This window comes from Streptomyces sp. NPDC037273, assembly GCF_055603625.1.
Genome location: NZ_JBVJVO010000013.1, coordinates 188824 through 212379, shown reverse-complemented (window position 1 = coordinate 212379; position 23556 = coordinate 188824). Strand labels below are relative to the sequence as shown.

Sequence of the window (23556 nt, the reverse complement as noted above, 5' to 3'; positions counted from 1 at the left end):
TGCAACCGAAAATCCTTCGGTTGTCATGAGCATTCTTAGAAGGAACCCGCCCCAACCGGCAAGAGGGCGTCACGAGTTGACCGTGAGGTCCGGGTTCCCGAAGAGGTCCACGCGAGCCCTGGTGACTCGTACATGCCAGCGAGTTGATCACTCGTTGGTGAGTTCCGCCACCCCCGCCGACGGCCCGGCCCCAGGCTGGCGGCGACTGATGCCGAAACTGCGGGTTGGGGAGTGGTGTGACGCGAGAAACGGGATCCCGCGAGGGCCTGGACGAGCGTGCGGTGCTGGTGGCGGCGGGTCTCGCGGACCTGGCGGTGAGCGCGGTGGGCTCGGGGATCGGGATCGTACGGGGCCTCCTCAGACGCTCGGACGCCGCCGACCTGGCCACCGACGCCGAACGGGACCTGGAGGCGCGCGGACGCCTCGTCCTCGACAAGTACGCGTCCCCGCCGCCCGCCCACCTGGAGCTCCTCGCCCGGCAGGCCCTCGCCCGACGGGCCGGCGCCGGTGGCTGAGCGATGGGAGGCGGCCGCCTTCAAGGCGCGCGTCGACGAGGTACTGCGGCGGTACGCGGCCGATGAGGCCGACGAACTCCTCGCGGTGGACCCGGCGTTGGCGCCGGTGGCCGAGCAGCTGGAAGCGGCCGTCGCGGACGGTAAACGGCTGCGGGCGGCGTTCTGCTACTGGGGCTGGCGAGCCGCCGGCCAGCCCGACAGCGAAGCGCTGCTGCGCGCCGCGGCCTCCATGGAACTCGTCCACGCCGCCGCCGTCGTCCACGACGACCTCATCGACGACAGCCCCCTGCGCCACGGCAGACCCACCGCCCACCGGGCCCTGCGCGGCGCCGTGGCCCACCACCCCCGGGTCTCCTCTGGCGCGCGGTCCCTCGCGATGCTCGTCGGCGACCTCCTCATGTCGCTCGCCGGGCAACTGTTCGTCACCAGCGGCCTGCCCGCCGCCTACCTCGGCCGCGCCCGACCGCTCTGGGCCGCGCTCGCCCGCGACCTGATCGCGGGCGAGTGCCTGGAGATCCTGCACACCGGCGCCGCCCCCGACACCGACGCCTCGCTGAAGGTCATCCGCTACAAGACCGCCAAGTACACCGTCGAACAGCCGCTCCTGATCGGCGGCGCCCTGGCCGGCGCCGGACGGCGCCTGCGCGAGGGCTACACCGCGTACGGACTGCCCCTCGGCGAGGCCTTCCAGCTGAGGGACGACCTCCTCGGCCTGTTCGGCGACGAGGAGACCACCGGCAAGGCGGGCGCCGACGACGTACGCGGCCGCCGCCCGACCACCCTCCTCGCCGAGACCTGGCGGCTCGCCCACGACGAGGACCGCGACCGGCTGCGCGCCCTCCTCGCCGACCCCGACCAGGACGGAGACGCGCCGGAGGCCGTACGCGAGGTGATGCGGCGGCTCAAGGCACCCGAGCGCGTCGAAACCATGATCGCCGCGCGGGTCGACGAGGCCCTGAGCGCGCTGGACGAACTGAACCTGCCCCCGGCCCCCGCCACCGCGCTCACCGCCCTGGCCCACTCGGCCGCGGTCCGCCGGTACTGACGGAGAACAAGGAGCCCCCCATGACCCACACCGAGGCGTCGATGGACGCCCTCCGGCAGACCGGCGACGCCCTCGCCGACGCCACCGTCGCCACCCTCTTCGAACGCGGCGAGGTGGGCACGTTCAACACCCTCATGCGGTACGTCTCCACCGCGGGCGCCCCGCTCCCGGACGGCCTGCCCGACGTGGCCCGCGCCTACCTGGACGCCACCAGCACCCCGCCGTCCTGGGTGGACTGGGGAGAGATGGAGAAGGCCCGGCTGTTCTTCATCGACAACAACGTCCACATCTCCACCGCCCTCTCCTTCGCCTCCATGCCCGCCTGCTACGTCGTCCCGCACGTCGCGCGACTCCTCTCGGCGACACACGGCCTCAAGTACCCGTCGAAACGCATGGCGGAGACCGGCCAGTTCACCGTCTACCTGATGCAGCCCGACGCCTTCGAGGCCGGCAGCCGCTTCATCCCCGCCGCCCAGAAGGTCCGGCTGCTCCACGCCTCCATCCGCCACCACCTCAAGCGCGAGGACCGCTGGGACACCGCCTCCCTCGGCGTGCCGATCTGTCAGGAGGACATGATCGGCGGGCAGATGTTCTTCTCCATGCTCGTCCTCGACAGCCTGCACCGCCTCGGCATCCACATGTCGACGGAAGGAGCCGAGGCCTACTACTACGCCTGGCGCGTCGTCGGCGCCATGCTCGGCGTCGACCAGGAGGCCGTCCCCAAAACCCTCGACGAGGCACGGCGGTTCCTCGACCTCTACATGATCCGCCACATGGGCCCGTCCCCCGAGGGCGCCCACCTCACCCGCCAACTCATCGACCTGTACGAGGAAGTGGTGCCCGGCACCCTCTTCGACCCGGTCGTCTCCGCCCTCATCCGCTACCTCGTCGGCGACACCTGCGCCGACTGGCTCGACGTGCCCCGCACCCGCTGGGACACCCTCGTCAAGGCCGTCCCCCACCTCCTCGGCGTCCTGGAGACCATCGAGGACCGCTCCCCGCTCGGCGCCTGGGCCCTTGACCGCCTCGGCCACCTGACCACCGTCCTCGAACTCTCCTCCCTCACCCGCGGCCGCGTCATGCACTACGCCATCCCCGAGGACCTGCGAAAGGACTACGGGGTCCCGTCCGGTCCACCGCGCACACGACGCTGGACGCCACCGGCCGTGACGGTCACGCCGTGACGGTCACGCGGTGATAGTCGCGCGGTGGCGGTCGCACGGACACAGGGCGAGCGGGCACAGGGCGAGCGGGCACCTACCCGGCATTAGCCCGGCGTCACGGCCTTCGGTGGGGTGTCCGAGGGCCGGACCGGCGGTAAAGCGCGGGAAAAGTCCGTGGGGGTGAGCTGCGGTTCCCGCACGGAGCGTTTTCGCCGTCTTGACGCGTTCTTGATGCCCCCGGCGTCCGGAGAGGCGTATCGGAACAACGGATTCCGCAGCAGGTGGGCCATTGACCTGCGGTTCTGCCCAGGCTTCCATTCAGCTCGGGAGCCACGGACCCAACCTGATCACCGGCCGCCTCGGAGGCGATACCGCTCCCGCACGGAAACACCTTGCTCACCGATCGGAACCGTCTGATGACCGACACCCTCAGCGCGCCGCACGCGTTGGCCCCGCAGACCGGCCCCGTGCCGCAGAAGCTCAAGCGTTCCATCGGTGTCGTGGGCGGCACCTTGCTCACGCTGTCGTGCGTGACGCCCGCCTCCACCTTGTTCGTGGTCGTACCGGACCTGTTCGACGGGGTCGGCACCTACGCCGCGCTCACCATCGCGATCGGCTCGCTGCTCTGTATCGGCGTGGCGTTCTGCTACTCGGAGCTCGGCACCCTCATCCCGAGCGCGGGCGGCGAGTACGCCATCGTCTCCACCCTCGCGGGCCGCCTCGCCGGCTGGCTGGTGTTCGTCCTCTCGCTGCTCGTGGTGATGATCGTGCCCCCGGTGATCGCCATGGGCACCGCCGACTACCTGGCGCCCCTGGTCCACATACCGGCCCCGCTCGCCGGCGCCGGCGTCATGCTGCTCGCGACCCTCGCGGGCCTGCTCGACCTGCGGGCCAACGCCTGGATCACCGGCATCTTCCTCGTACTCGAGGTCGTCGCGGCCGGCATCGTCGCCGTCCTCGGCTTCTCCCACTCCGAGCGCGGCGTCGGCGCGCTCGTCCACGGCCAGGTCGCCGGCGAAGGCGGCACGCACTCGCTCGTCACCGGCGCCATGGTGGTCTCCGGCCTCGCCATCGCCCTCTTCATCACCCAGGGCTTCTCGACGGCCGTCTACCTCTCCGAGGAGCTGGAGAACCCGCGCAAGAGCGTGGCCCGCACCGTGCTCGCCACCCTCGCCATCTCCACCGTCGTCATCCTGGTGCCCGTCGTCGCCATCACCCTCGGCGCCGCCGACCTGGAGACCCTCACCGGCGGTGACATCAGCGCCATGATCGCCGCCTGGTCCAACTCCGCCGTCGGCACCTTCATCAGCCTCTGCGTCGCCCTGGCCATCATCAACGCGGGCATCGTCATGGTCATCCAGAACTCCCGCGTCCTCTTCGCCTCCGCCCGCGACAAGGCCTGGCCCGAGCCCGTCAACAACGCCCTCTCCCGGCTCGGCCGCTTCGGCTCCCCCTGGGTCGCCACCCTGCTCGTCGGCGTCCCCGGCGCCGCCCTCTGCTTCGTCAACCTCGACACCCTCTACGGCGTCACCGGCGTCTCCGTCACCGGCATGTACCTCCTCGTCGCCGTCGCCGCCCTCTTCAGCCGCCGCGGCACCCACCGCGAGGTGGCCGCCTGGCGCATGCCGCTGTGGCCCGCCGTCCCCGTACTGCTCATCGGCGTCCTCGCCTACGTCCTCTGGATGCAGGACACCGAGTACCTGCTCTGGACCGGCGGCATCACCGCCGTCGCCACCCTCTACTGGGCCCTGTACCTGCGGCCCCGCAAGGACACCCGCTGGCTCGTCAGCATCCCCGAGGACGAGCAGGCCTGATCCCCTCACGACGACGCGTTCCCCGGGGGGGGGGGGGGGGGGGGGGGGGGGGGGGGGGACGGGGGGGGGGGGGGGGGGGGGGGGGGGGGGGGGGGGGGGGGGGGGGGGGGACGTCCNNNNAACAAAACACAAGAACGAGCCCCCCCCCCCCCCCCCCCCCCCCCTCCCCCCCCCGCCCCCCCCCCCCCCCCCCCCCCCCCCCCCCCCCCCGGGGCTTGTCCGCCGGGCGCCCGCCCCTGCAAGATCGTTCCGTGCACGACCGGTGCGGGGACACGAGGGGAAGGAACGGTACGCCGTGGGGGAGATGACCAAGGGCGGCAACGGCTACGTGCCGACCGTGCCACTGAGGATCGCCGTACACGGCGGCGTCGACGCGATGGCGCTGCTGCTCACCGAGAACGGGGTGGTCCGGGGCGACCCCGACGTCGTCTTCCACGGCGCCCCCCTCCACCCCTCCGGCTCCGTCCGCCTCACCGCCGCCGGCGGCGGCACCTCCTGGCTCGACATCGCCCTCCCGACCGTCGAGGACCGCATCACCCGCCTCCTCGTCATCGGCTCCACCGACGGCACCCCCCTCCGCCACACCACCGGCCTCGCCGTCGAGGCCTTCGCCCCCGACGGCACCTCCGTCACCCGCTACGACGTCACCGACGCCGCCGACGAGACCGCCATGGTCATCGCCGAGCTCTACCGCCGCGCCGGCGGCTGGAAATTCCGCGCCGTGGGCCAGGGCTACGCCAACGGCCTCGCCGGCCTGGCCACGGACCACGGGGTGGACGTGGCCGACGAGCACGACACGTCGCGAGCGCCGGGCCCGGGGTCGGCCGTGCCCGCGCCTCCGCCCGCTCCCGCGGCGGCCCCCGCGCCGGCACCCGGGCCGCCCCCGGCTCCGGCGCCCGCGCCGCACTTCGCGCCTCCGCCGGCTCCTGCGCCTGGTCCGGCTCCTGCGCCTGGTCCGGCTCCTGCGCCTGGTCCGGCTCCTGCGCCGCAGTTCGCGCCTCCGCCTGCTCCCGCGCCTCCGCCTGCTCCCGCGCCTCCGCCTGCTCCCGCGCCTCCGCCTGCTCCCGCGCCCCACTTCGCGCCTCCGCCCGCGCCCGCGCCGGCCCCCGCACCGGCTCCGGCGCCCGCGCCGGCCCCCGCACCCGCACCGGCTCCGGTACCCGGGCCGCCCCCCGCTCCGGCGCCCGCGCCGCACTTCGCGACCCCGCCCGTTCCGGTGCCCGCGCCCGGTTTCGGGGCGCCGGTGACGAAGGGCTTCGGGGCCCCGCAGGCTCCGGGGGTGGGTGCGCCGCCGCCGTTCGGGACCCCGGCGGGTCCGGGCTTCGCGCCTCCGGGGGTGCCCGGGGCGGGGGCTCCCGGGATGCCGGTGACGCCCGCCGCGGGGGCGGGGTGGTGGTCGTACGGGCCGGTGTTCGAGCCGTATACGGAGACGGGTCGGGACAATGACGTGATCACGGTCGAGGGGCTGCCGCAGGGGCCGGTGGTGGTCCAGCTGGATGTGGAGGGCGACGGGTACACGGGGCTCGCGGTCCTGAACCGGCGCAACAAGGAGACGGACTCCCTGGTCAGCAGCACCGAGGAGGACTTCAAGGGCCGGGTGCTCGCGCAGGTGCCGAAGAACGGGACGCTGCGGCTGAAACTGGAGGCGGAGGGGCCGTGGCGGGTGGAGGTGTCGCCGCTGGCGTCGGCCCGGCGGCTGACCGAGCAGGAGGCGGACTTCCGGGGGCCGGAGGTGCTGCTGCACACGGGCGGTGTCGCCGACCTCGCCATCCACTACCGGGGTGACGAGAACCTGATCGTCAACGTCTTCGAGCTGTACGGGCACGACGACCACACCGCCCTGCCCGACGACGACAACGTGGTGAACGAGATCGGCAAGCGCCGCGAGACCGTTCCGCTGCCCGAGGGGCCGCTCGTGGTGCAGTTCGAGATGGCGGACGGCCCGTGGCGGGCCCATCTGAAGCGCGTACAGCCGCCGACCCGGCAGGGCCGCTTCAGGTGAGGGTCGGGTAGTCGGTGTAGCCCGTCTCGCCGCCCACGTACATGAGGTGGGCGTCGCGGATCGGGTTGAGGGGCGCGCCGAGGCGCATCCGGGTGACCAGGTCGGGGTTGGCGAGGAAGGAACGGCCGAGGGAGACCAGGTCGGCGCCGGCCGCGAGGAGTCGCTCCGCCGCGCTCCGTCCACCGTCGACCGGCAGGGGGCCGGGCCAGGGCAGGGCAGGGTTCGCGATGAGCGTGCCCGGCCAGGCGGCGCGGAGGGTGTGGAAGAGCGGCCGGTCGGGGTCGGCGAAGACGACGTGCAGATAGGCGAGGTCCAGGTCGCGCAGGGCGTCGAGGAGGGCCGGGTAGACGGCGTCGACGTCGTCCTCCGACATGCCGTTGGCGGTGACGCCGGGGGCGATGCGCACGCCCACCCGCTCGGCGCCGATCGCCTCGGAGACCGCGCGGACCACCTCCACCGTGAAACGGATGCGGTGCGCGACCGAGCCGCCGTAACCGTCGGTGCGCCGGTTGGTGGCGCTCGACAGGAACTGGTGCAGCAGATAGCCGTTGGCGGAGTGCACCTCGACCCCCGCGAACCCGGCGTCCACCGCCCGGCGTGCGGCGGCGGCGAAGTCCGCCACCGTTTCAGCAATCTGATCCTCCGCCATCTCCTCGGGCACGACGGCCTCCTGATGCCCGGAGGGAGTGAAGATCGTGTCGGGGAGCGGCACCGGCGACGGCGCCACCGGGTGGTGCCCGGTGGTCTCCGGGTGCCCGACCCGCCCACCGTGCTGCAACTGCAGGAACATCTGCCCACCGGCCTCCCGCACCGCCTCGGTGACCTGCCGCCAGCCGGCCACGTGCGTGTCGTCGTAGATCGCCGGGATGTTGGGGTACGTGGCACCCACCGCGTTCGGCGTCGCCGCCTCGGCGATGATCAGCCCCGCCGAAGCGCGCTGCGCGTAGTACGTGGCCATGATCGGCTCCGGCACGCCCGTCGCGCTCGCCCGGTTCCGCGTCATGGGCGCCATCACCAGCCGGTTCTTCAACCGCAAGTCGCCGAGGCGGGCGGGCTGGAACAGCGGGGAGTCCGTGTCCTTCGGGTCGAGCGTGTTCGTCGTGGTCGCGGGGGTGGCGGTGGCGATGGCGGTGGCGGTCGTGGTGAGGCTCATGGCCGTGCTTCCTCGTTCCTTTTCCTTCGGGGCCGTGTGCCCCGATGGAACGAATGTCGCGCAGGCCGCTTCGGGATCGCTGACGGTCCGCTGACGGTCCCGGCCCGGAGCCTGATGATCATGGTTGTGTAGGGTTCCTGCCATGAGGTTCGGGGTGCTCGGTCCGGTGGCGGTGTGGGACGCGGACGGCGCGCCGGTACGGGTTCCCGAGACGAAGGTGCGCGCGCTCCTCGCCGACCTCCTCGCCCACGAGGGCCACCCGGTCTCCGTCGACCGCCTCGTCCACGACATCTGGGGCGACGCCGTCCCCGGCAACCCCGCCAACGCACTCCAGGCCAAGGTCTCCCAGCTCCGCCGTGCCATCGGCCGCGACCGCGTCACCCACCAGCCGGCCGGCTACCGCCTGCGCCTCGACCACGACGGCGACGCCGACGGCGACACCTCCGCCGAGGTCGACGCCGACCGCTTCCGCGCCCTCGCCGCCCGCGCCCGCCTCGAAGCCGAACCGCACACCAGGGCCGCCCTGTTCAAGGACGCCCTCGACCTGTGGCGCGGCCCCGCCTACGCCGACTTCGCCGACGAGGAGTTCGTACGCCCGGCCGCGCGGCGCCTGACCGAGGAACGCCTCGCCGTCGTCGAGGAACGGGCCGAGGCGCGCCTTGAGTTCGGCGACCCCACGCTCCTCGGCGAGATCGCCGCGCTCGTCGCCGACCACCCCTTGCGCGAACGTCCGCGCGCCGTGCTGATGCGGGCCCTCTACGCCGCCGGGCGGCAGAGCGAGGCCGTCGCCGCGTACACCGAACTCCGCACCCTCCTCGCCGACGAACTCGGCCTCGACCCCAGCCCCGAACTGGCCACGCTGTACGAGGCGATCCTGCGGCACGACACGGGGCTGAACCCCGTGACCCCGGATCCGGATCCGGCCCCGGCCCTGGCCCCTGCCACGGCCCCGGCCCTGGCCCCGGGCCTGGCCCCTGCCACGGCCCCGGGCCTGGCCCCGGGCCCCAGCCTGATCCCGGGCCTGGCCTCGGCCCCCGGCCTGGTCCCGGGCCTGGCCCCGGCCCCCGGCCTGGTTCCGACCCCGGCCCCGGACCCGGTTGCGGCCGAGGCTTCGCCCAGCCCGCCCCCGCAGGCGGCCAGCCGGCAGGTGGCCGGTCCGTACGCCACCGATCTGCGGGCGGCCGGTCGGCAGGCGGCCGGTCCGTACGCCACCGATCTGCAGGTGGCCGGTCGGCAGGCGGCCCGTCCGTACGCCCCGGACCCGCACGCGCCGGACCCGCACGCGCCCGACCCGCACGCCCCGGCCCCGTACGGCTTGCCGCGCCAGAACCTGCCCGTGCCCGCGACCGGGCTGGTCGGCCGGGAGGCTGAGCTGGGGGAGGTCGTCAGGCTGGTCGGGGTCGAGAGGCTGGTCACGCTGACGGGGCCCGGAGGGGTGGGGAAGACGCGGCTGGCCTTGGCCGTCGCGGAACGGCTCGTGCGGGATCAGGTCGGTGGGACGCCTGATGGGGTGTGGCTGGTGGAGCTCGGGGGGCTGCCCGCGGGGACGGCCGGGACCGCCGAGCTCGTCCAGGCGGTGGCCGTTGCGCTCGGGGTCCGGGACTCGGTGTCGCCGGGGCGAGGTGCGGCCGGGCCGGTCGAGGCGCTGCGGGCGGCGCTCAGGGGGCGTGAGGCACTGCTCGTGCTGGACAACTGTGAGCATGTGATCGATGCGGCTGCCGAGTTGGTGGGATCGCTGTTGCACGGCGCGCCGGGGCTGCGCGTCCTGGCCACGAGTCGCGAGTCCCTGCGGCTGCCCGGGGAGGTGGTGTTCGCGGTCGATCCGCTCGAACCCGAGGATGCTGCCCGGCTTTTCGTCGAGCGGGCCATGGCGGCGGCGCCAGGGTTCACGCCGGACGCCGAACAGGGGGAGGAGGGCGGAGGTGGGAGTGACCGCGACGCCATCGCGGAGATCTGCCGTCGTCTCGATGGCCTTCCCCTCGCCCTGGAGCTTGCCGCCACGCGCGTACGGGCGGTGGGGGTACGGGAGTTGGCGGCGCGGCTCGGGGACAGGTTCCGGCTTCTCGCGTCGGGGCGGCGGGGGCTGCCGGCGCGGCAGCAGACGCTGCGGGCGGTGATCGACTGGAGTTGGGACCTGCTCGACGAGGAGGAGCGGGCCGTGTTGCGGAGGCTGGCGGTTCCGGCCGGAAGCTGTGCGCTGGAGGCGGCGGAGACGGTGTGCGCGGGCGAGGGCGTCGCTCGGGAGGACGTGCTCGACGTGGTGGGGCGTCTGGTCGACCGTTCCCTGGTGATGACGGTCGGGTCGGCCGCAGGGCCGCGCTACCGGCTCCTCGAATCGGTCGCCGTCTATGCCCGCGAGCGGCTCCACGAGGCCCGGGAGTGGGAGAGCGCGGCGGCTCGCCACGTCGGGTACTACCGCGACCTCGCCGAGCGCGCGGAGCCTCGTCTGCGGGGCGCCGGGCAGCGCTCCGGGCTGGCCGGTCTGGACGCCGAGTCCGCCAACACGCGCGCGGCCCTGGACCACGCCCTGCGCACGGGTGACCTGCTCAGCGCCGAGCGACTGGCCGCCGCGCTGTGCCACTGGTGGCTGTTGCGCGGGCGCCTCCACGAGGCGCGCCGTACCCTCGCCGCCGTTCTGGACGCGCACCCCGACGGAGGCCCCGCGGAACTGCGGGTGCTCTACGGGGCGTTCGTGATGATGACCGGGGGACGCGCGCCCGAGACGGACTGTCCCGAGGCCGGCATCGTCGATCCCGTACGGCGTGGCCGGGCGCTCTGGCTCTTCGCGTACAGCAGGTATCACGCGGGGGATCCGGTGGGCGCGCGGGACGTCAACGCCCGTGCCCTCGAACGGTTCGCGGCGGCGGCCGATTCGTGGGGGATCGCCGCGAGCCGGGCTCTGCGCGCGCACACGGAGTTCCTCGCCGGAGAGCTGCGGACCGCGCGGGAGGAGGGGATCGGCGCGGTCGAGGCGTTCAGGGAACTGGGTGACGGCTGGGGTGAGTTGCAGGCCGTTCCCGTTCTCGCCGCGCTCGCCGAGGTCGAGGGGGACTACGCGGCCGCCACCGCCCGGCAGACCGACGGGCTCCGGCTCGCCGAAGGCCTGGGGCTGCCCGTCGAGGCCTCCGCGCGCCTCGCGGGCCTCGGCCGGCTCGCGCTCCTGGACGGGGAATGGGAACGGGCCCGTGTGCTGCACGAGCGGGCGCGGCGCGCGGCGGCCGAGCAAGGCCACATGTTCGGCGAGGTGTTCGCGCTGATGGGGCTCGCGCTCGGTGCGCGCAGGTCGGGTGACCTCGACGCCGCCGAGCACCATCTGCGGACGATGCTGGACTCGTACCCCTCGTCGACGGCCGGAAAGCACCTGATCCACGTGGAGCTCGGCTTCACCGCCGAACTCCGGGGCCAGGCCGAGCGGGCCGCCGACTACCAGGTGCGGGGCCTCGCCTTCGCCCGGGAACTGGCAGAGCCCCGCGCCCTCGCTCTCTCCTTCGAAGGGATCGCGGGCGCCGCCGCCGCCACCGGCACCGCCCCGGGCTTCACGCGGGCCGCACTGCTCCTCGGCGCCGCGGACGCGGCACGCCGCAGCGCGGGAGGGCCGCTGCCCCAGGCCGAGCGGGGCGATGTGGACCGCGTCGCGGCGGCCGCCCGTGCGGGCCTCGGGGACTCCTCGTACGAGCAGTCCTTCGGCGAGGGCGCCACCTTGTCCCTGGCGGAGGCGGTGGAGCGGGCGGCGGGGGTCTGAACCGGGCGGGACCCGAGCGGGAGGGAAACGGGATCGGAGGGTCCGACCCTGACGGAGTAGTTCTCTGCATGAGGAGTCTCCGATGAAGCATCCCCCGGACCGGATCGACGTGGCCGAGGGGCTACGCCACATCCTTCAGGAGCTGTCCGCGATCGAGCGGTCGGTCGACGCCGACCTGCCCGAGCGGACGGCCGTCCCCGCGGACGTGGAAGAGCCCTGGGACGGGCCCGAGTTCGTGGTCGAGACCGTGAGCGACAACAGCATGCACACGGTCGTCGACATCAGAGCCCGGCGCGGCCCCGCCCAGTCCCCGCCCGACCGGGCCGGTCCGGACGAGGCCGACATCGCCGCCATGCGCGCCACCGTACGCGCGCTGCTCGACCTCGCGGACGTCGGCTCCGGGCGCGTCAGTACCACCGTGGTCCTCACCAAGAAGGGCCCACGGGTCAGCAGTTGTCGGCTCGGCAGCGGAGCGACCGTCTTCGCCCGGGAACAGGAGTCCGTCACGGAGTGATCGAGGTGTGCCCCGGTAGCCCGCTGCACGTGGGCTGACCTGGCGTTCCCTTTCGCGTTCCCGTGCCGTCCCGCCGGGCGGTATCGGCTCGGGAACGGTCCGGGAACGCGTCCCCGGAAGGTACGTGGTGTCGGGAAGCAGGAACCACGAAAACCACGCAAAGGGGATAGGTCATGGGACGCAAGTCGACTGGGATCGTCGGGATCGTCGCCGCTGCCGCTCTGGCCCTCGGCCTGGGAGCCACGGCCGAAGCGGGACTCTCCCTGATCCAGCCGACCGCCGTCCAGACCGTGGCCGACGACCAGGGCCCGACCGTCATCGGCAAGGGCGGCGTGGTCCAGGCCGGCGCCACGGATGACCAGGGTCCGACGATCATCGGTAAGGGTGGGGTCGTTCAGGCCGGGGCCACGGATGACCAGGGCCCGACCGTCATCGGCAAGGGTGGCGTGGTTCAGGCTGGGGTCACCGACGACCAGGGTCCGACGATCATCGGTAAGGGTGGGGTCGTCCAGGCCGGGGCCACGGATGACCAGGGTCCGACGATCATCGGTAAGGACGGAGTCGTTCAGGCCGGGGCCACGGATGACCAGGGCCCGACCGTCATCGGTAAGGGTGGGGTTGTCCAGGCCGGGGCGACGGACGACCAGGGTCCGACCGTCATCGGCAAGACCGGTGTCACCGTCCTCGCCGCCTGATCCCCCACGGACGACCGGCTTCCCCCCCCGCAAGCCACGGTGCCCCGCATCGGGTCTCGGAAGAGACCCGGTGCGGGGCACCGGTGTGTGCGGAGCGTCAGGTGCGGCGGCGGTCGGCGGGGACGCCCATCTGGTCGAAGAGGTCTTCGGCGGAGCGTTCGTTGCGGGAGGCCGCGTCGGTGAGGCCGAGGGCGGCCTGGGCGTGGGCCATGCCGGAGAGGGCGTAGGCGATCTCGATGCGGAAGTCGAGGGAGTCGGCCACTTCGTGGGCGCGCTCGTGGAGGTCGAGGGCGGCCGCGTACTCCTTGCGCTTGTACAAATAACGGCCGACGGTGTTTTCGACCTTGGCTCGGCGCAGTAGAGAAACGTTTGGCCCAATGGTTTCGATGGCGCGGGCCGCGTAGTGGGTGGCCTGCTCGTCACGGCCGAGCCGTTGCGCGACCTCGGCGAGGAGGGCGAGGGCGAGGGCCACCTGGCCGGGGTCGCTGTTCTCGCTGCAGAGCTCGCGCGCGCGGGCGAGGCAGGAGTCGGCCTCGTCGTCGTCGCCGAGGCAGGCGTGGGCGAAGGCGAGGTCGGTGAGGGCGACCAACTTGCTGGCGTGCTGGCCGAGTTCGTCGCAGAGGGTGATGGCGCGGCGGGCGGCGGATGCGGCCTCCTCGTGGCGGCCCCACTGCTCGTACAGGGTGCTGAGGAGGGTGAGGCTCTCCGCCTCGGCGCGGCTGGCGCCCAGTTCGCGCTGGTGGGCGATGGACTTCTCCAGGTGGGAGAGCGCCTGGGGGAAGCGGCCGAGGAGGCTGTTGAGCTGGCCGAGGGCGCTCTCGCTGTGGGCGAGGGTCTGGACGTCGCCGAGTCGTTCGGCGACGTCGCGGCCTTCGGTGGCGACCTCGATGCCCTCGGCGAAGCGGCCGAGCTTCCAGCAGGCGACGCCGAGATTGGACAGGCTGACGCCGAGCAGCGGGAGTTCGCCTAGCCGGCGCGCGGCGGCGACGGCCAGCAGGCCCATCGAGCGGAACTCCTCGAGCTGGCCGCGGGCGCTGAGCTGGAAGGCGAGGTTGCGGGTGAGGAACACGGTGTGACGGTCGTGGCCGAGCCGGTCGGCGAGTCCGACGGCGCCCAGGATCGAGCCCTGTTCCCGCGCGAACCACTGCTCGGCCTGTCCGCTGTCCCCGAACCAGGGCAGTCGCGAGGCCCACGCGTCGGTGTCCTCCACCTCGGGCACCTCGGTGGGGATGCGGCGCCGGCCGGGGAACATCACGCGGCAGGCCGATTCCGTGGCGGCCAGGTAGTAGTCCAGCATCCGGCGGGCGGAGGCGGAGTCGTCGTCCGCCGTCGCCGTGGACCTGAGGCTCTGGGCGAAGCTGCGTACCAGGTCGTGGAAGGTGTAGAGGCCGATCTCGGGCTGCTGCAACAGGTGGACGTCCAGGAGGAGTTCGAGGATGTCCTCGGCCTCGGTCGGGTCCGTGTCGAGCAGCGAGGCGGCCGCGTGCACGTCGAGGTCGCCGCCGGGGTGCAGCGCCAGGCTGCGGAACGCGGTCCGGCAGTCCTGCGGCAGCGACTGGTACGACAGGCGGAGGGTGGCGGCGACGCTTCGCTGGCCCGAGCTCAGCTCGTCGAGCCTGCGCGTCTCGTCGCGCAGCCGGTCGGCCAGATAGCGCAGCGTCCAGCGCGGCCGGTTGCGCAGCCGGGCGGTGGCGATCCGCAGGGCGAGCGGCAGGTGGCCGCAGAGCCGGGCCAGTTCGGCCGCGGCCTCGGGCTCCGCCGCGTACCGCTGCTCGCCCAGGGTCTCGGCGATCAGCGCCGCGCACTCCGGCGGTGACATCACGTCGATGGAGATCCACTGCGCCGAGTCGAGGTCGACGAGGCGCGCCCGGCTGGTGACGAGCACCAGGCAGCCGGGGGAGGTGGGGAGCAGGGGGCGTACGCCGTCGGCGTCGGCGGCGTTGTCGAGGAGGAGGAGCAGTCGCTTGCCCGCGATGGTCGACCGCCACAGGGACGTACGGCCGGCGAGGTCCTCCGGGATGCGGGCGCCCGGGACGCCCAGGGCGCGGAGCAGGGTGTCGAGCGCGCCGCTCGCCGTGACCGGCTGCTCGCCGGGGGTGTAGCCGCGCAGGTCGATGTAGAGCCGGCCGTCGGGGAACTCGCCGGCCAGGGTGTGCGCCGCGTGCACGGCGAGGGAGGTCTTTCCGCTGCCGCCCATGCCGTCGAGGGCGACGATGCGGGAGTGGCGCGCGGAGGAGCGGCCCGCCGAGTCGAGGAGCTCCTGGAGCTCGTCCTCGCGGCCGGTGAAGTCGGCCAGGTCGTACGGAAGGGTGGACGGGGCCTCGGCCGGGGTGACGGACGGGGCGAGGGGGGCGACGGCCGGGGCCGCCGGGGGAACGGGGACGGCGAGTTCGGGACTGTCCCGCAGGATTCCCTCGTACACCTTGGTCAGGCGAGGTCCCGGGTCGACGCCGAGCTCCTCCACCAGGAGTTCGCGGACCCGGCTGTACTCCTCGAGGGCCTCGGCCTGTCTGCCCGAGCGGTACAGGGCGAGCATCAGCTGGGCGCGGAGCGACTCGTGCAGGGGGTGTTCCTGCACCAGGTCCCTTAAGTCGACGACGAGTTCGGCGGTCTCGCCGAGGCCGAGGCGCAGTTCGAAGAGCTGTTCCGCGGCGGCGAGTCTGCGTTCCTCGAAGGCGGTGGCAGCGGCCTCGATCACCGGGCCGCCCGCCCCCGCCAGGATCGGGCCGCGCCACAGGCCGAGCGCCCGGCGCAGGGCCTCCACCGCGTCGATGGCCCGCCCCTCGGCCGGTGCTTCCTTCGCCGCCCGCACGAGCGTCGCGAACTCTGTCAGATCGAGCTGTTCGGCGCCGAGGACCACCCGGTAGCCGGGGCCGTCGGTGACGATGACCTCGCTGCCGGCGGGGATGCGTCTGCGGAGGTCGGCGACGGCCTTGCGGACCTGGTGGGAGGCGGTGGCCGGCGGGTCCTCCGCCCAGGCGGAGGCCACGAGACGGCCGACCGTCAGGACGCGTCCGGGTTCGAGGAGCAGCGTGCCGAGCACCCGTTCCTGGATCAGTCCCCCCAGCCGCAGCCGGGTACCGTCCGCCCACCCCTCAAGGGGGCCCAGCACATTGAAACGCAGCGATCGCGCCACGGCAGCGGTCATTGCCGTAAGCACCCCCCCAGGTCACTTGTCCCAGCCACTGCGCCGGTGAATGCGGATCCTAGCCCGTTCCCGTGACGCTCGGGAACGAGGCGGTACGGGAACGGTAAGCACCGCCCTCACAGTACGAGTCACGAGGCCGACTCCTTCGCGGCCCTCGCAACCGAGGACCCCCCCACGGAACCCAAGGAGACTGGTCATGACCGAGCAGGCAGCGCCGGACGGGCTCGCCGCACAGCTGCGGGCCGCACGTCAGTGGGCCGGCATCACCCAGGAACAGTTGGCGGGCCTGTCGACGGTCAGCGTGCGGGCCATCAGGGACCTGGAGCAGGGACGTGTACGGCACCCCCGCCGCGAGACGCTCCGGCTGCTCGCCGGCGCCATGCGGCTGAGCGACGCCCGCCGCGCCGCCCTTGAGCTGGCTGTCGAGGGCGCCGAGGCCGGCACCGTGATGCGCGAGACGTACGGTGCCGAACTCGCGCCGCCGCCCCGGCCGCTCCGCCGGCTGATCGGCCGCACCGAGGAACTCCGGTCCCTGACCGGACTCCTCGCCGCCGAACACGAGCGCCTGCTGAGCGTCGTGGGCCTGGCCGGAGTCGGCAAGACCCGGCTGGCCCAGGAAGCCGCGCTCGCGCTGCACAGCCGTGACCGGCTGCCCGTCGTCTGGGTCGACATGAACGAGACCGCGGCCCCGGCCGCCGCGCAGGCCGCCGCCCGCAGCCCCCGGTCCGCACTCGCCGGCTGGGCCCGCTCGGTGGCCCTCGGCGGCCGCGGCCTGGACGAACTCGCCTCCGTGATCGGCGGCCGCGCCACCCTCCTCGTCCTCGACGGCCACGACGGCACCCCGCACGTCACGGCCCCGCTCCTCGAACTGCTCCACTCCTGCGACCGGCTCAAGGTCCTGATCACCACCCGCGAGCCGCACCGCACCCCCGGCAACCGCCTGCTGCCGCTGGGCCCGCTCCCCGTACCCGCCCCCGAGGGCACCGACGGCACGGTCCCGCCACGCGGCGCGTCCCTCACCGCCGGGCAGCCGGCCGTCGAACTGATGCTGTCGTACGTGGCGCACATGCGGCCCGACCTGCTCCCCGGCGACTCCCTCGTCCGTACGGTCGCCGAGCTCAGCCGGGTCCTCGACGGCGTGCCACGGGCGATGGAGGCGGCCGCCTCCTGGCTGCTGCTGCGCTCGCCCGCGGAACTCCTCGGCATCGCCCGCACCTCCCCGCTCGACGTCGTCGACGACGTGACGGCCGGCGATCCGAGCGGCGACGGACTCGCCGCCCTCATCGGCTCGGCGGTCGACCGACTCGACGAAGGACCGGCCGCCCTGCTCGGCAACCTGTGCCTGCTCGCCGACGGGTGGAGCGCCGCCCAGGCCGCCGCCGAACTGTCCGTCGCCCCGGCCAGCGTCGTCCGCGACGTCCACGCGCTGATGCTCCGCGGACTCGTCCGGCGGCTGCCCGGCGACGAGGACGGCGCGCCCCGGTTCGGGGTGCTCCACCTGGTCAGGCAGCCGGCCTCCGAGCGCGCCGCCGCACTCGTGCACGACGGGGCCCTCGTCTCCTGACGCACGCCGGTCCTCCCACCCGACGCGGTACGGGTCTCCGACGCGCCCCGCCGCACCCATGACTTCTCCCGCCTTCCCCACTTCCTCGCAGAAAGGCCCGTCCGCCATGCGCAACCTCATCTCGCTCGCCGACCTGAAGCCCGAGCAGCTCGCCCGAATCGTCGCCCGCGCCGTCGAGTTCGGCACCGGGAACGTCGACGACAAGCCGCTGGCGGGACGCCAGGTCGGGATCTATTTCCGCAAGTCGTCGACGCGGACCCGGACGTCGTTCTGGAGCGGGGCCAGCCGTCTCGGCGCCGACGTCATCACCTTCGGGCCCGACGAGCTCCAGCTCACCACCGGCGAGACGGTGGAGGACACCAGCCGGGTCCTCGGGCAGTACCTCGACGCGCTCGTCGTCCGCACCAACGGCGACGTGCAGGAGATGCGCCGGCTCGGCGGCAGCCCCGACCTCGCCGTGGTCAACGCCCTCAGCCTGGACGAGCACCCCACCCAGGCGATCGCCGACCTGGCCACGCTCACCGAGCACTTCGGCGGCCTCGCCGGGCGCCATGTCCTCGTCGTCGGCGAGGGCAACAGCTCCGGCGCGGCCCTCGCCCTCGCCGGGGCGCTCACGCCGGGACTGCGGATCACGCTGCTCTCGCCCGAGGGGTACGAGGTCCCCAAGGACACCATGGACCTCGTCCACGAACTGGGCGGCGGACGGCAGCTGGTGAGCCGGATCACCGACCCGGCCGACGTCGAGGGGCCCGTCGACGCGATCTACACGAGCCGCTGGCAGACCATGGGCGTGCCGAAGGCCGACCCGAACTGGCTGGACGCCTTCGAAGGCTTCGCGATCGACCGGGAGTTCTTCGACCGGTACAGCGGACCGCACACCGTCTTCCTGCACGACCTGCCGGCCGTCCGCGGCCAGGAGGTGTCCGACGAGGTCCTCGACGGCGAGCGCAGCCTCGCCTGGCGGCAGGCGTACCACAAGATGACCGCGGCGATGGCGGTCCTGGAGTGGTGCGTGGTCGGCGAGCGCTGACGAAACGGAAACGGGGCGGCGCCGGCACGGCTCTGGAAAGCCCGTACCGACGCCGCCCCGGCGTGTGCGACCCGCGGGTCAGCCGCCCATCGCGGCGACGACCGAACGCGGCCGCAGGTCCGCCCAGTTGGCCTCCACGTACTCGGAGCACTCCTGCTTGCTGCCCTCCTCGCGGACCAGCTGCCAGCCCTCGGGCCGGCGGATCCGGGCGGGCCACAGCGAGTGCTGGCCCTCGTCGTTGGCCAGGACGACGAAACGGCCGTCGGCGTCGTCGAACGGATTGGTAGCCATGGCTTCACCTCTGTTGGGTCCGGGGTTCGGGGATCCGGTGCCGCACCGGTGCCTCGACGTTACGAGGCCGAGCGCGCCGGTTCGGGCAGCCCGTGCGGCAGTTGGGCGGCAGCCCGCCGGCCGGGGCGCGTCACACCAGGACGCGGGAGACCTCGTGGGCGCGCGTGACGGCGATGCCCGCGGCGACCGCGGCGGCGCGCACCGAGCCGAGCGCCTCGCGCAGCAGTTCCGTACGCCGCTGCGGCTGGTCGGCCAGCTCCGGGCGGTCGGCGTCGATCAACTGCATCGCCGCCTCCAGGACGGCGAACTTCGCCTCCCCCAGGGGCTCGTGGCGGTCGGTCTCGGACATGACGTCGAGCAGGGCCGCGGCGAGTTCCGCGGTGGGCGCGATCTGGGACATGGATCCACTCCTCAGGGTTTCTCGGGCGGGTGCTCCCGTATTCCGCTCAGGCCGGTGTCACGGCGGCGGAATTCGACTGTAGGGCGGCCCGGGAAAGGGGAACCGACAGGCAGCGGCAACTGCCGCCCGGCTGCCGCCCCGGGCGCCGGTCGGCCGGTCACCGCGTTCCTACGATCGATGCCGAAGGGAAGTTCCGAGCGGTCCAGGACCTCCTTCTCCCACTTGGCACCCCACGATGTGGACGAAGTGATGATGCAGCCTGCGGAATTGGCGTCCCGAGCTCGATCCGGGCCGCTGGACGTGATGGTCACCGGACTACCGTCCGATGCCCACACCTGGAATCTCGTGTTCATTCAATTGCTGATCGAAGACCTGGGACACCACGTCGTCAATCTGGGCCCGTGCATCCCCCAGGACGAGATCGTGGAGTCCTGTGACAAGTACCGGCCCGACCTCCTCGTGGTCAGCAGCGTCAACGGCCACGGGTTCCAGGACGCCGAGCAGCTGATCCGGACGATCCGCTCGCGCTGGGAGCTCGCCGGCCTGCCCGTCGTCATCGGCGGCAAGCTGGGCGTCCTCGGCGCCGAGGGCCGGGCCGGCAACGGCCGCCGCCTCGTCGAGGCGGGCTTCGACGCCGTGTACGAGGAGGACCAGGGCCTCGGCGCCTTCGAGGAGTTCATCGCGGCCCTGGCCGCGAACGGCGGCGGCCGGCCCGTGCACGCCGGCCGCGCCGCGAGCGCCGGCCGGACCGTGGACGCCGCCCGGCACCCGCGTACCGCTCAGGCAGGGTCGCCGGCACCGGTCGCCGTCCCCGCCGCCCCGCTGGAAGGGGTGGCACGGTGACCTCCTTCGGACGGTTCGTCGCCGCCGCCCGCGCCAGGGGCGCCCTGGTGGTCCAGCCCCGGATGGGCTTCTCCGAGCCCGCGCGGATGCGGGCCGGACTGCGGGCCACCAAGAGCGCCGCGGACGCGGTCGCCGGCACGCTCACCATCGACAGTTACACGCGGGTCGGCGACGAGCCGTCCGCGGTCCGGGCCCTGGGCCGGGGAGTGCCGCTCAACGGCTACCCCATCACCTCCTACAGCCCGGACACCTCGCGCTGGGTGCTCGACGGCCTCGCCGACCCGAGCTTCCCCGTGCAGGTCAGGCACGGCTCGGCACGCCCGCAGCGGATCGTCGCCGCGCTCGCCCGGCTCGGCCTCACCGCGACCGAAGGAGGCCCGGTCTCGTACTGCCTGCCCTACGGCCGCACCCCGCTCGTCGACTCCGTCCGCAACTGGCGGGAGACCTGCGAGCGGCTGGCCGAGCTGCGCGCCGACGGAGCCGAACCGCACCTGGAGAGCTTCGGCGGCTGCATGCTGGGCCAGCTGTGCCCGCCCGGACTGCTCGTGGCGATCAGCGCCCTGGAAGGAGTGTTCTTCCACCGGGCGGGACTGCGGTCCGTCTCGCTCAGCTACGCCCAGCAGACCAGCCCCGAGCAGGACCGGCAGGCGGTGCGCGCGCTGCGCCGCCTCGCCGCCGAACTGCTGCCGGACACCGACTGGCACGTCGTCGTCTACACCTACATGGGCGTCTACCCGCGGACCACCCGCGGCGCCCACGCCCTCCTGGAGGACTCCGCCGAGCTCGCGGTCCGGGCCGGAGCGCAGCGCCTCATCGTCAAGACGGCGGCCGAGGCGCACCGCATCCCGACCGTCGCCGAGAACGTCCGCGCCCTCGGCATCGCCGCCGACGCGGCCGCCCGCGCCGCCGCCACGGCGGAGCGGGACGAGGAGGACACCGCGGACAACCCGGTGTACGCGGAGGCCAGGGCCCTCGTGGACGCCGTGCTCGACCTGGACGACGACCTCGGCACCGCCCTGCTCAAGGCCTTCGAACGCGGATACCTCGACGTGCCCTACTGCCTCCACCCCGACAACGCGGGCCGCGCCCGCAGCCACATCGACGCGACGGGCCGGCTGACCTGGTCGGACATCGGCGCCATGCCCATCGGGCGGGTCGCCGCCCGGCGCGGCCGCCGGCTCACCGCGACCGGCCTGCACGACGCGCTGACCTTCGTACAGCGCCGCTACGACCACCCCGACGACGGCGCCCACCGCACCCGGGCCGCCGCCCCGCTCCTCCAGGAGGTATGACCGTGACCGCCACCATCGCCGAGGCCGTGGACGAGGCACTCCTGCCCTTCCCCGCCTCCCCCGACGCCCACCTCACCGACCCGCTGACCCGGGCCACCCTGCGCGTGCAGAGCCGGATGCTCGCCGCCACCCGCGCCTTCCTGACCGGCCGCGGCTTCCAGGAGCTGCTGCCGCCCATCATCGGTCCGGTCACCGACCCCGGCATCCGCGGCTCCAAGCAGGTGGACGTCGACTTCTACGGCCACAAGTACAAGATGATGACGAGCGCGATCCTCTACAAGCAGGCCTCGCTGCTCGCCTTCGACAAGATCTTCTACATAGCGCCGAACGTCCGTCTCGAACCCCTGGAGACGGCCGTCACCCACCGCCACCTCGCCGAGTTCCACCAGATCGACGTGGAGATCCGCGACGCCCGCCGCGAGGACGCGATGGACCTCGCCGAGCAGCTCGTCAGCCATGTCGTCGCCGACGTCGTCGCCGGAGCGCAGGCCGACCTCGACCTCCTCGGCCGCGACACGGCCTCGCTGCGCGAGGCCGTCGCCGGCGCCTTCGGCCGGGTCGGACACCACCAGGCCACCGCCGGACTCATCGAGCTCGGACACCCGCAGGACCCCGCCGCCGAGATCGACTGGCAGGGCGAGGAGATCGTCTCCGCCCGCGCCGAGCGCCCCTTCTTCATCACGGACTACCCCAAGGGCTCCCGCGGCTTCTACGACAAGGAGAACGCCGAACAGCCCGGCGTCCTGCGGAACTTCGACCTCATCGCCCCCGAGGGCTACGGCGAACTCGCGAGCGGCAGCGAGCGCGAGCACGACTACGCCACCCTCGTCACCCGCATGCGGGAGACCGGCGAGAACCCCGCCAAGTACGGCTGGTACCTCGACCTCGCCCGCCGGGGCATCCCCGCCAGCTCCGGTTTCGGCATCGGCCTGGAGCGCTTCACCCGCTACGTCACCGGCCGCCAGGCCGCCTGGCAGGCCAGCGCCTACCCGAAGGTCCCCGGGGTGGTGTCGGCATGAGCGGCGCACTCGTCGCCGACGGCTTCCCGGAGGAGCAGGTCCGGCTGCGCGCCCGCCGGGGCGCCGGCGCGGTCTTCCCCGCGGAGACCGGCTACGGCAGCGGACTGCTCGGCGCCGTCCCCGCCCGGGCGGCCGCCCCGGCCCCGCACGACCCGGACGACGTCCTGGAGCGGACGCGGATCGTCCCGCCGGTGTTCATGCCGGAGCGGCTGAAGAAGCTCATCGACCTCGCCCGCGAACCGCTGTACACGGACGTCGAACTCGACACCGTCATCGGCGGGTTCACCAGCAGGCTGCCGCTGTACGTCTCGGCCTTCGGATCCACCCAGGTGGCGAGCCGCGACCTCGGCGAGGCCGCCGGCCGCCAGGCCGGGGCGCTCGGCATCCCGCTGGTCATCGGGGAGAACATCGTCCCCGTCAACGGCTACCGCAGCGCCGGCGAGCACGGCGTCTCGCCGCTCCTCGGCCGGATCGCCGCCTACGCGGAGGCCGCCGACGACGAGCACGGCGGAGTCGTCGTCCAGCAGTCCACCGAGGACGCCGACGCCGAGGTGTGGAACCTCGTCTACAGCGACCCGGTCACCGAGCCCCTCCTCGCCACCGGCCGCCTCGCCTTCGAGCTGAAGGTCGGCCAGGGCGCCAAGCCCGGCCTCGGCGGCCTCACCCTGCTCGGCCGCGAGACCGCCGGCCAGGTCGCCGAGCAGTTCGCCCTCGACGAGGTGTACGGCCCCGGCGCCGACAAGGTCCTGCGGGTCGCGAGCCCCGGCACCTTCACCGAGGAGATCCTGCGCCAGCAGATCCGGCTGATGCGCAACAACTTCCCCCGCGCCCGGGTGTGGGTGAAGCTCCATCCCGGCCGTGACGTGGCCTCGGCCGCCGCCACTGCCTGGGCGGCCGGCGCGGACTCGGTCACCGTCGACGGCGCCGAAGGCGGCACCGCCTGGGCCCCCACCGCCTTCCTCGGCCACGTCGGCCTGCCCCTCGCCGACTGCCTGCACCGCATCGGCCGCACCGACCACTGCCTGCTCGCCAGCGGCCGCATGTGGGAGGGCACCCGCGCCGTCAAGGCCCTCGCCCTCGGCGCCCGCGCCGTCGGCCTCGGCCGCGCCGCGCTCCTCGCCGTCGACGAGGACCGCGAGGCCGGCCTGACCCGCCTGGTCGAGGCCCTCGCCCTGGAACTGCGCATGCTGACCAGCGCGGTCGGCAAGTACCACGTGAACGCCCTGGCCCCGGAGGACCTCCTCCTCCCCGCCCAGTGGCAGCCGGCGCCCGGCGCCGCCTAGCCCCGCCTCAGCACCACACACGCGATTCCCAGTCGTGGCCGTA

At 73.6% G+C, this 23556-nt stretch carries 18 protein-coding genes; 14 read left to right on the top strand and 4 right to left on the bottom strand.

Annotated elements, in window-relative coordinates:
* The first annotated feature begins 236 nt into the window (after positions 1–236).
* From ACZ7G1_RS29530 to ACZ7G1_RS29510, 5 genes are all read left to right on the top strand, one after another.
* Entirely contained in the window at positions 237–515 is a 279-nt protein-coding gene (locus ACZ7G1_RS29530) for a polyprenyl synthetase (RefSeq protein ID WP_470873889.1), read from the top strand.
* On the top strand, positions 508–1560 hold the full coding sequence (locus ACZ7G1_RS29525; protein WP_470873891.1) for a polyprenyl synthetase family protein: 1053 nt from the start codon (positions 508–510) through the stop codon (positions 1558–1560). The genes ACZ7G1_RS29530 and ACZ7G1_RS29525 overlap by 8 nt, the downstream gene beginning before the upstream one ends.
* Before the next feature lie 20 nt (positions 1561–1580).
* Positions 1581–2744 carry an oxygenase MpaB family protein gene (locus ACZ7G1_RS29520; RefSeq protein ID WP_470873892.1) on the top strand — a complete coding sequence of 388 codons (1164 nt, stop codon included), beginning with the start codon at positions 1581–1583 and terminating at the stop codon, positions 2742–2744.
* A 395-nt stretch (positions 2745–3139) separates the two neighbouring features.
* Positions 3140–4537: an APC family permease gene (locus ACZ7G1_RS29515; protein WP_470873893.1), complete on the top strand. Its 1398-nt coding sequence runs from the start codon at positions 3140–3142 to the stop codon at positions 4535–4537.
* 304 nt (positions 4538–4841) lie between these two features.
* The gene (locus tag ACZ7G1_RS29510; protein WP_470872011.1) at positions 4842–6539 is read left to right on the top strand and encodes a TerD family protein; all 1698 of its coding nucleotides are present in this window, start codon (positions 4842–4844) and stop codon (positions 6537–6539) included.
* Here ACZ7G1_RS29510 and ACZ7G1_RS29505 read toward each other — a convergent pair.
* Positions 6532–7692 carry an alkene reductase gene (locus tag ACZ7G1_RS29505; RefSeq protein WP_470871971.1) on the bottom strand — a complete coding sequence of 387 codons (1161 nt, stop codon included), beginning with the start codon at positions 7690–7692 and terminating at the stop codon, positions 6532–6534. The genes ACZ7G1_RS29510 and ACZ7G1_RS29505 overlap by 8 nt on opposite strands.
* 142 nt (positions 7693–7834) lie before the next feature.
* Between ACZ7G1_RS29505 and ACZ7G1_RS29500 the strand changes: the two genes are divergently transcribed.
* The 3 genes from ACZ7G1_RS29500 (at position 7835) to ACZ7G1_RS29490 (ending at position 12643) form a co-directional block, all read left to right on the top strand.
* Positions 7835–11434, top strand: a complete 3600-nt coding sequence (locus ACZ7G1_RS29500; protein WP_470871969.1) for an AfsR/SARP family transcriptional regulator — start codon at positions 7835–7837, stop codon at positions 11432–11434.
* Positions 11435–11516: 82 nt separating this feature from the next.
* Positions 11517–11948, top strand: coding sequence for a hypothetical protein (locus tag ACZ7G1_RS29495; protein WP_470871967.1), 432 nt, complete (start codon positions 11517–11519; stop codon positions 11946–11948).
* Between the two features lie 173 nt (positions 11949–12121).
* Positions 12122–12643 (top strand): hypothetical protein, encoded by a 522-nt coding sequence (locus ACZ7G1_RS29490; protein ID WP_470871966.1) that lies wholly within the window; start codon positions 12122–12124, stop codon positions 12641–12643.
* A 97-nt stretch (positions 12644–12740) separates the two neighbouring features.
* Here ACZ7G1_RS29490 and ACZ7G1_RS29485 read toward each other — a convergent pair whose 3' ends face one another.
* Entirely contained in the window at positions 12741–15791 is a 3051-nt protein-coding gene (locus ACZ7G1_RS29485; protein ID WP_470871964.1) for an AfsR/SARP family transcriptional regulator, read from the bottom strand.
* A 196-nt stretch (positions 15792–15987) separates the two neighbouring features.
* Between ACZ7G1_RS29485 and ACZ7G1_RS29480 the strand changes: the two genes are divergently transcribed.
* The gene (locus tag ACZ7G1_RS29480; protein ID WP_470871962.1) at positions 15988–17355 is read left to right on the top strand and encodes a helix-turn-helix domain-containing protein; all 1368 of its coding nucleotides are present in this window, start codon (positions 15988–15990) and stop codon (positions 17353–17355) included.
* A gap of 106 nt (positions 17356–17461) precedes the next feature.
* Positions 17462–18385 carry an ornithine carbamoyltransferase gene (locus tag ACZ7G1_RS29475; RefSeq protein ID WP_470871961.1) on the top strand — a complete coding sequence of 308 codons (924 nt, stop codon included), beginning with the start codon at positions 17462–17464 and terminating at the stop codon, positions 18383–18385.
* 78 nt (positions 18386–18463) lie between these two features.
* On the opposite strand, the gene ACZ7G1_RS29470 is transcribed toward ACZ7G1_RS29475, so the two are convergent.
* Both ACZ7G1_RS29470 and ACZ7G1_RS29465 read right to left on the bottom strand, forming a co-directional pair.
* The gene (locus tag ACZ7G1_RS29470; protein ID WP_469759520.1) at positions 18464–18676 is read right to left on the bottom strand and encodes an MbtH family protein; all 213 of its coding nucleotides are present in this window, start codon (positions 18674–18676) and stop codon (positions 18464–18466) included.
* A gap of 130 nt (positions 18677–18806) precedes the next feature.
* The gene (locus ACZ7G1_RS29465) at positions 18807–19076 is read right to left on the bottom strand and encodes a hypothetical protein (RefSeq protein ID WP_384904127.1); all 270 of its coding nucleotides are present in this window, start codon (positions 19074–19076) and stop codon (positions 18807–18809) included.
* A gap of 177 nt (positions 19077–19253) precedes the next feature.
* Between ACZ7G1_RS29465 and ACZ7G1_RS29460 the strand changes: the two genes are divergently transcribed.
* The 4 genes from ACZ7G1_RS29460 to ACZ7G1_RS29445 are packed head-to-tail and all read left to right on the top strand — an operon-like array spanning position 19254 to position 23513.
* Entirely contained in the window at positions 19254–19919 is a 666-nt protein-coding gene (locus ACZ7G1_RS29460; RefSeq protein ID WP_470871958.1) for a cobalamin B12-binding domain-containing protein, read from the top strand.
* Entirely contained in the window at positions 19916–21211 is a 1296-nt protein-coding gene (locus ACZ7G1_RS29455; RefSeq protein ID WP_470871957.1) for a methylaspartate mutase, read from the top strand. Before ACZ7G1_RS29460 ends, ACZ7G1_RS29455 begins: the two co-directional genes overlap by 4 nt.
* Positions 21208–22230, top strand: a complete 1023-nt coding sequence (locus ACZ7G1_RS29450) for an asparagine synthetase A (RefSeq protein WP_470871955.1) — start codon at positions 21208–21210, stop codon at positions 22228–22230. The genes ACZ7G1_RS29455 and ACZ7G1_RS29450 overlap by 4 nt, the downstream gene beginning before the upstream one ends.
* The gene (locus tag ACZ7G1_RS29445; protein ID WP_470871953.1) at positions 22227–23513 is read left to right on the top strand and encodes a glutamate synthase-related protein; all 1287 of its coding nucleotides are present in this window, start codon (positions 22227–22229) and stop codon (positions 23511–23513) included. Before ACZ7G1_RS29450 ends, ACZ7G1_RS29445 begins: the two co-directional genes overlap by 4 nt.
* Positions 23514–23556: the final 43 nt, after the last annotated feature.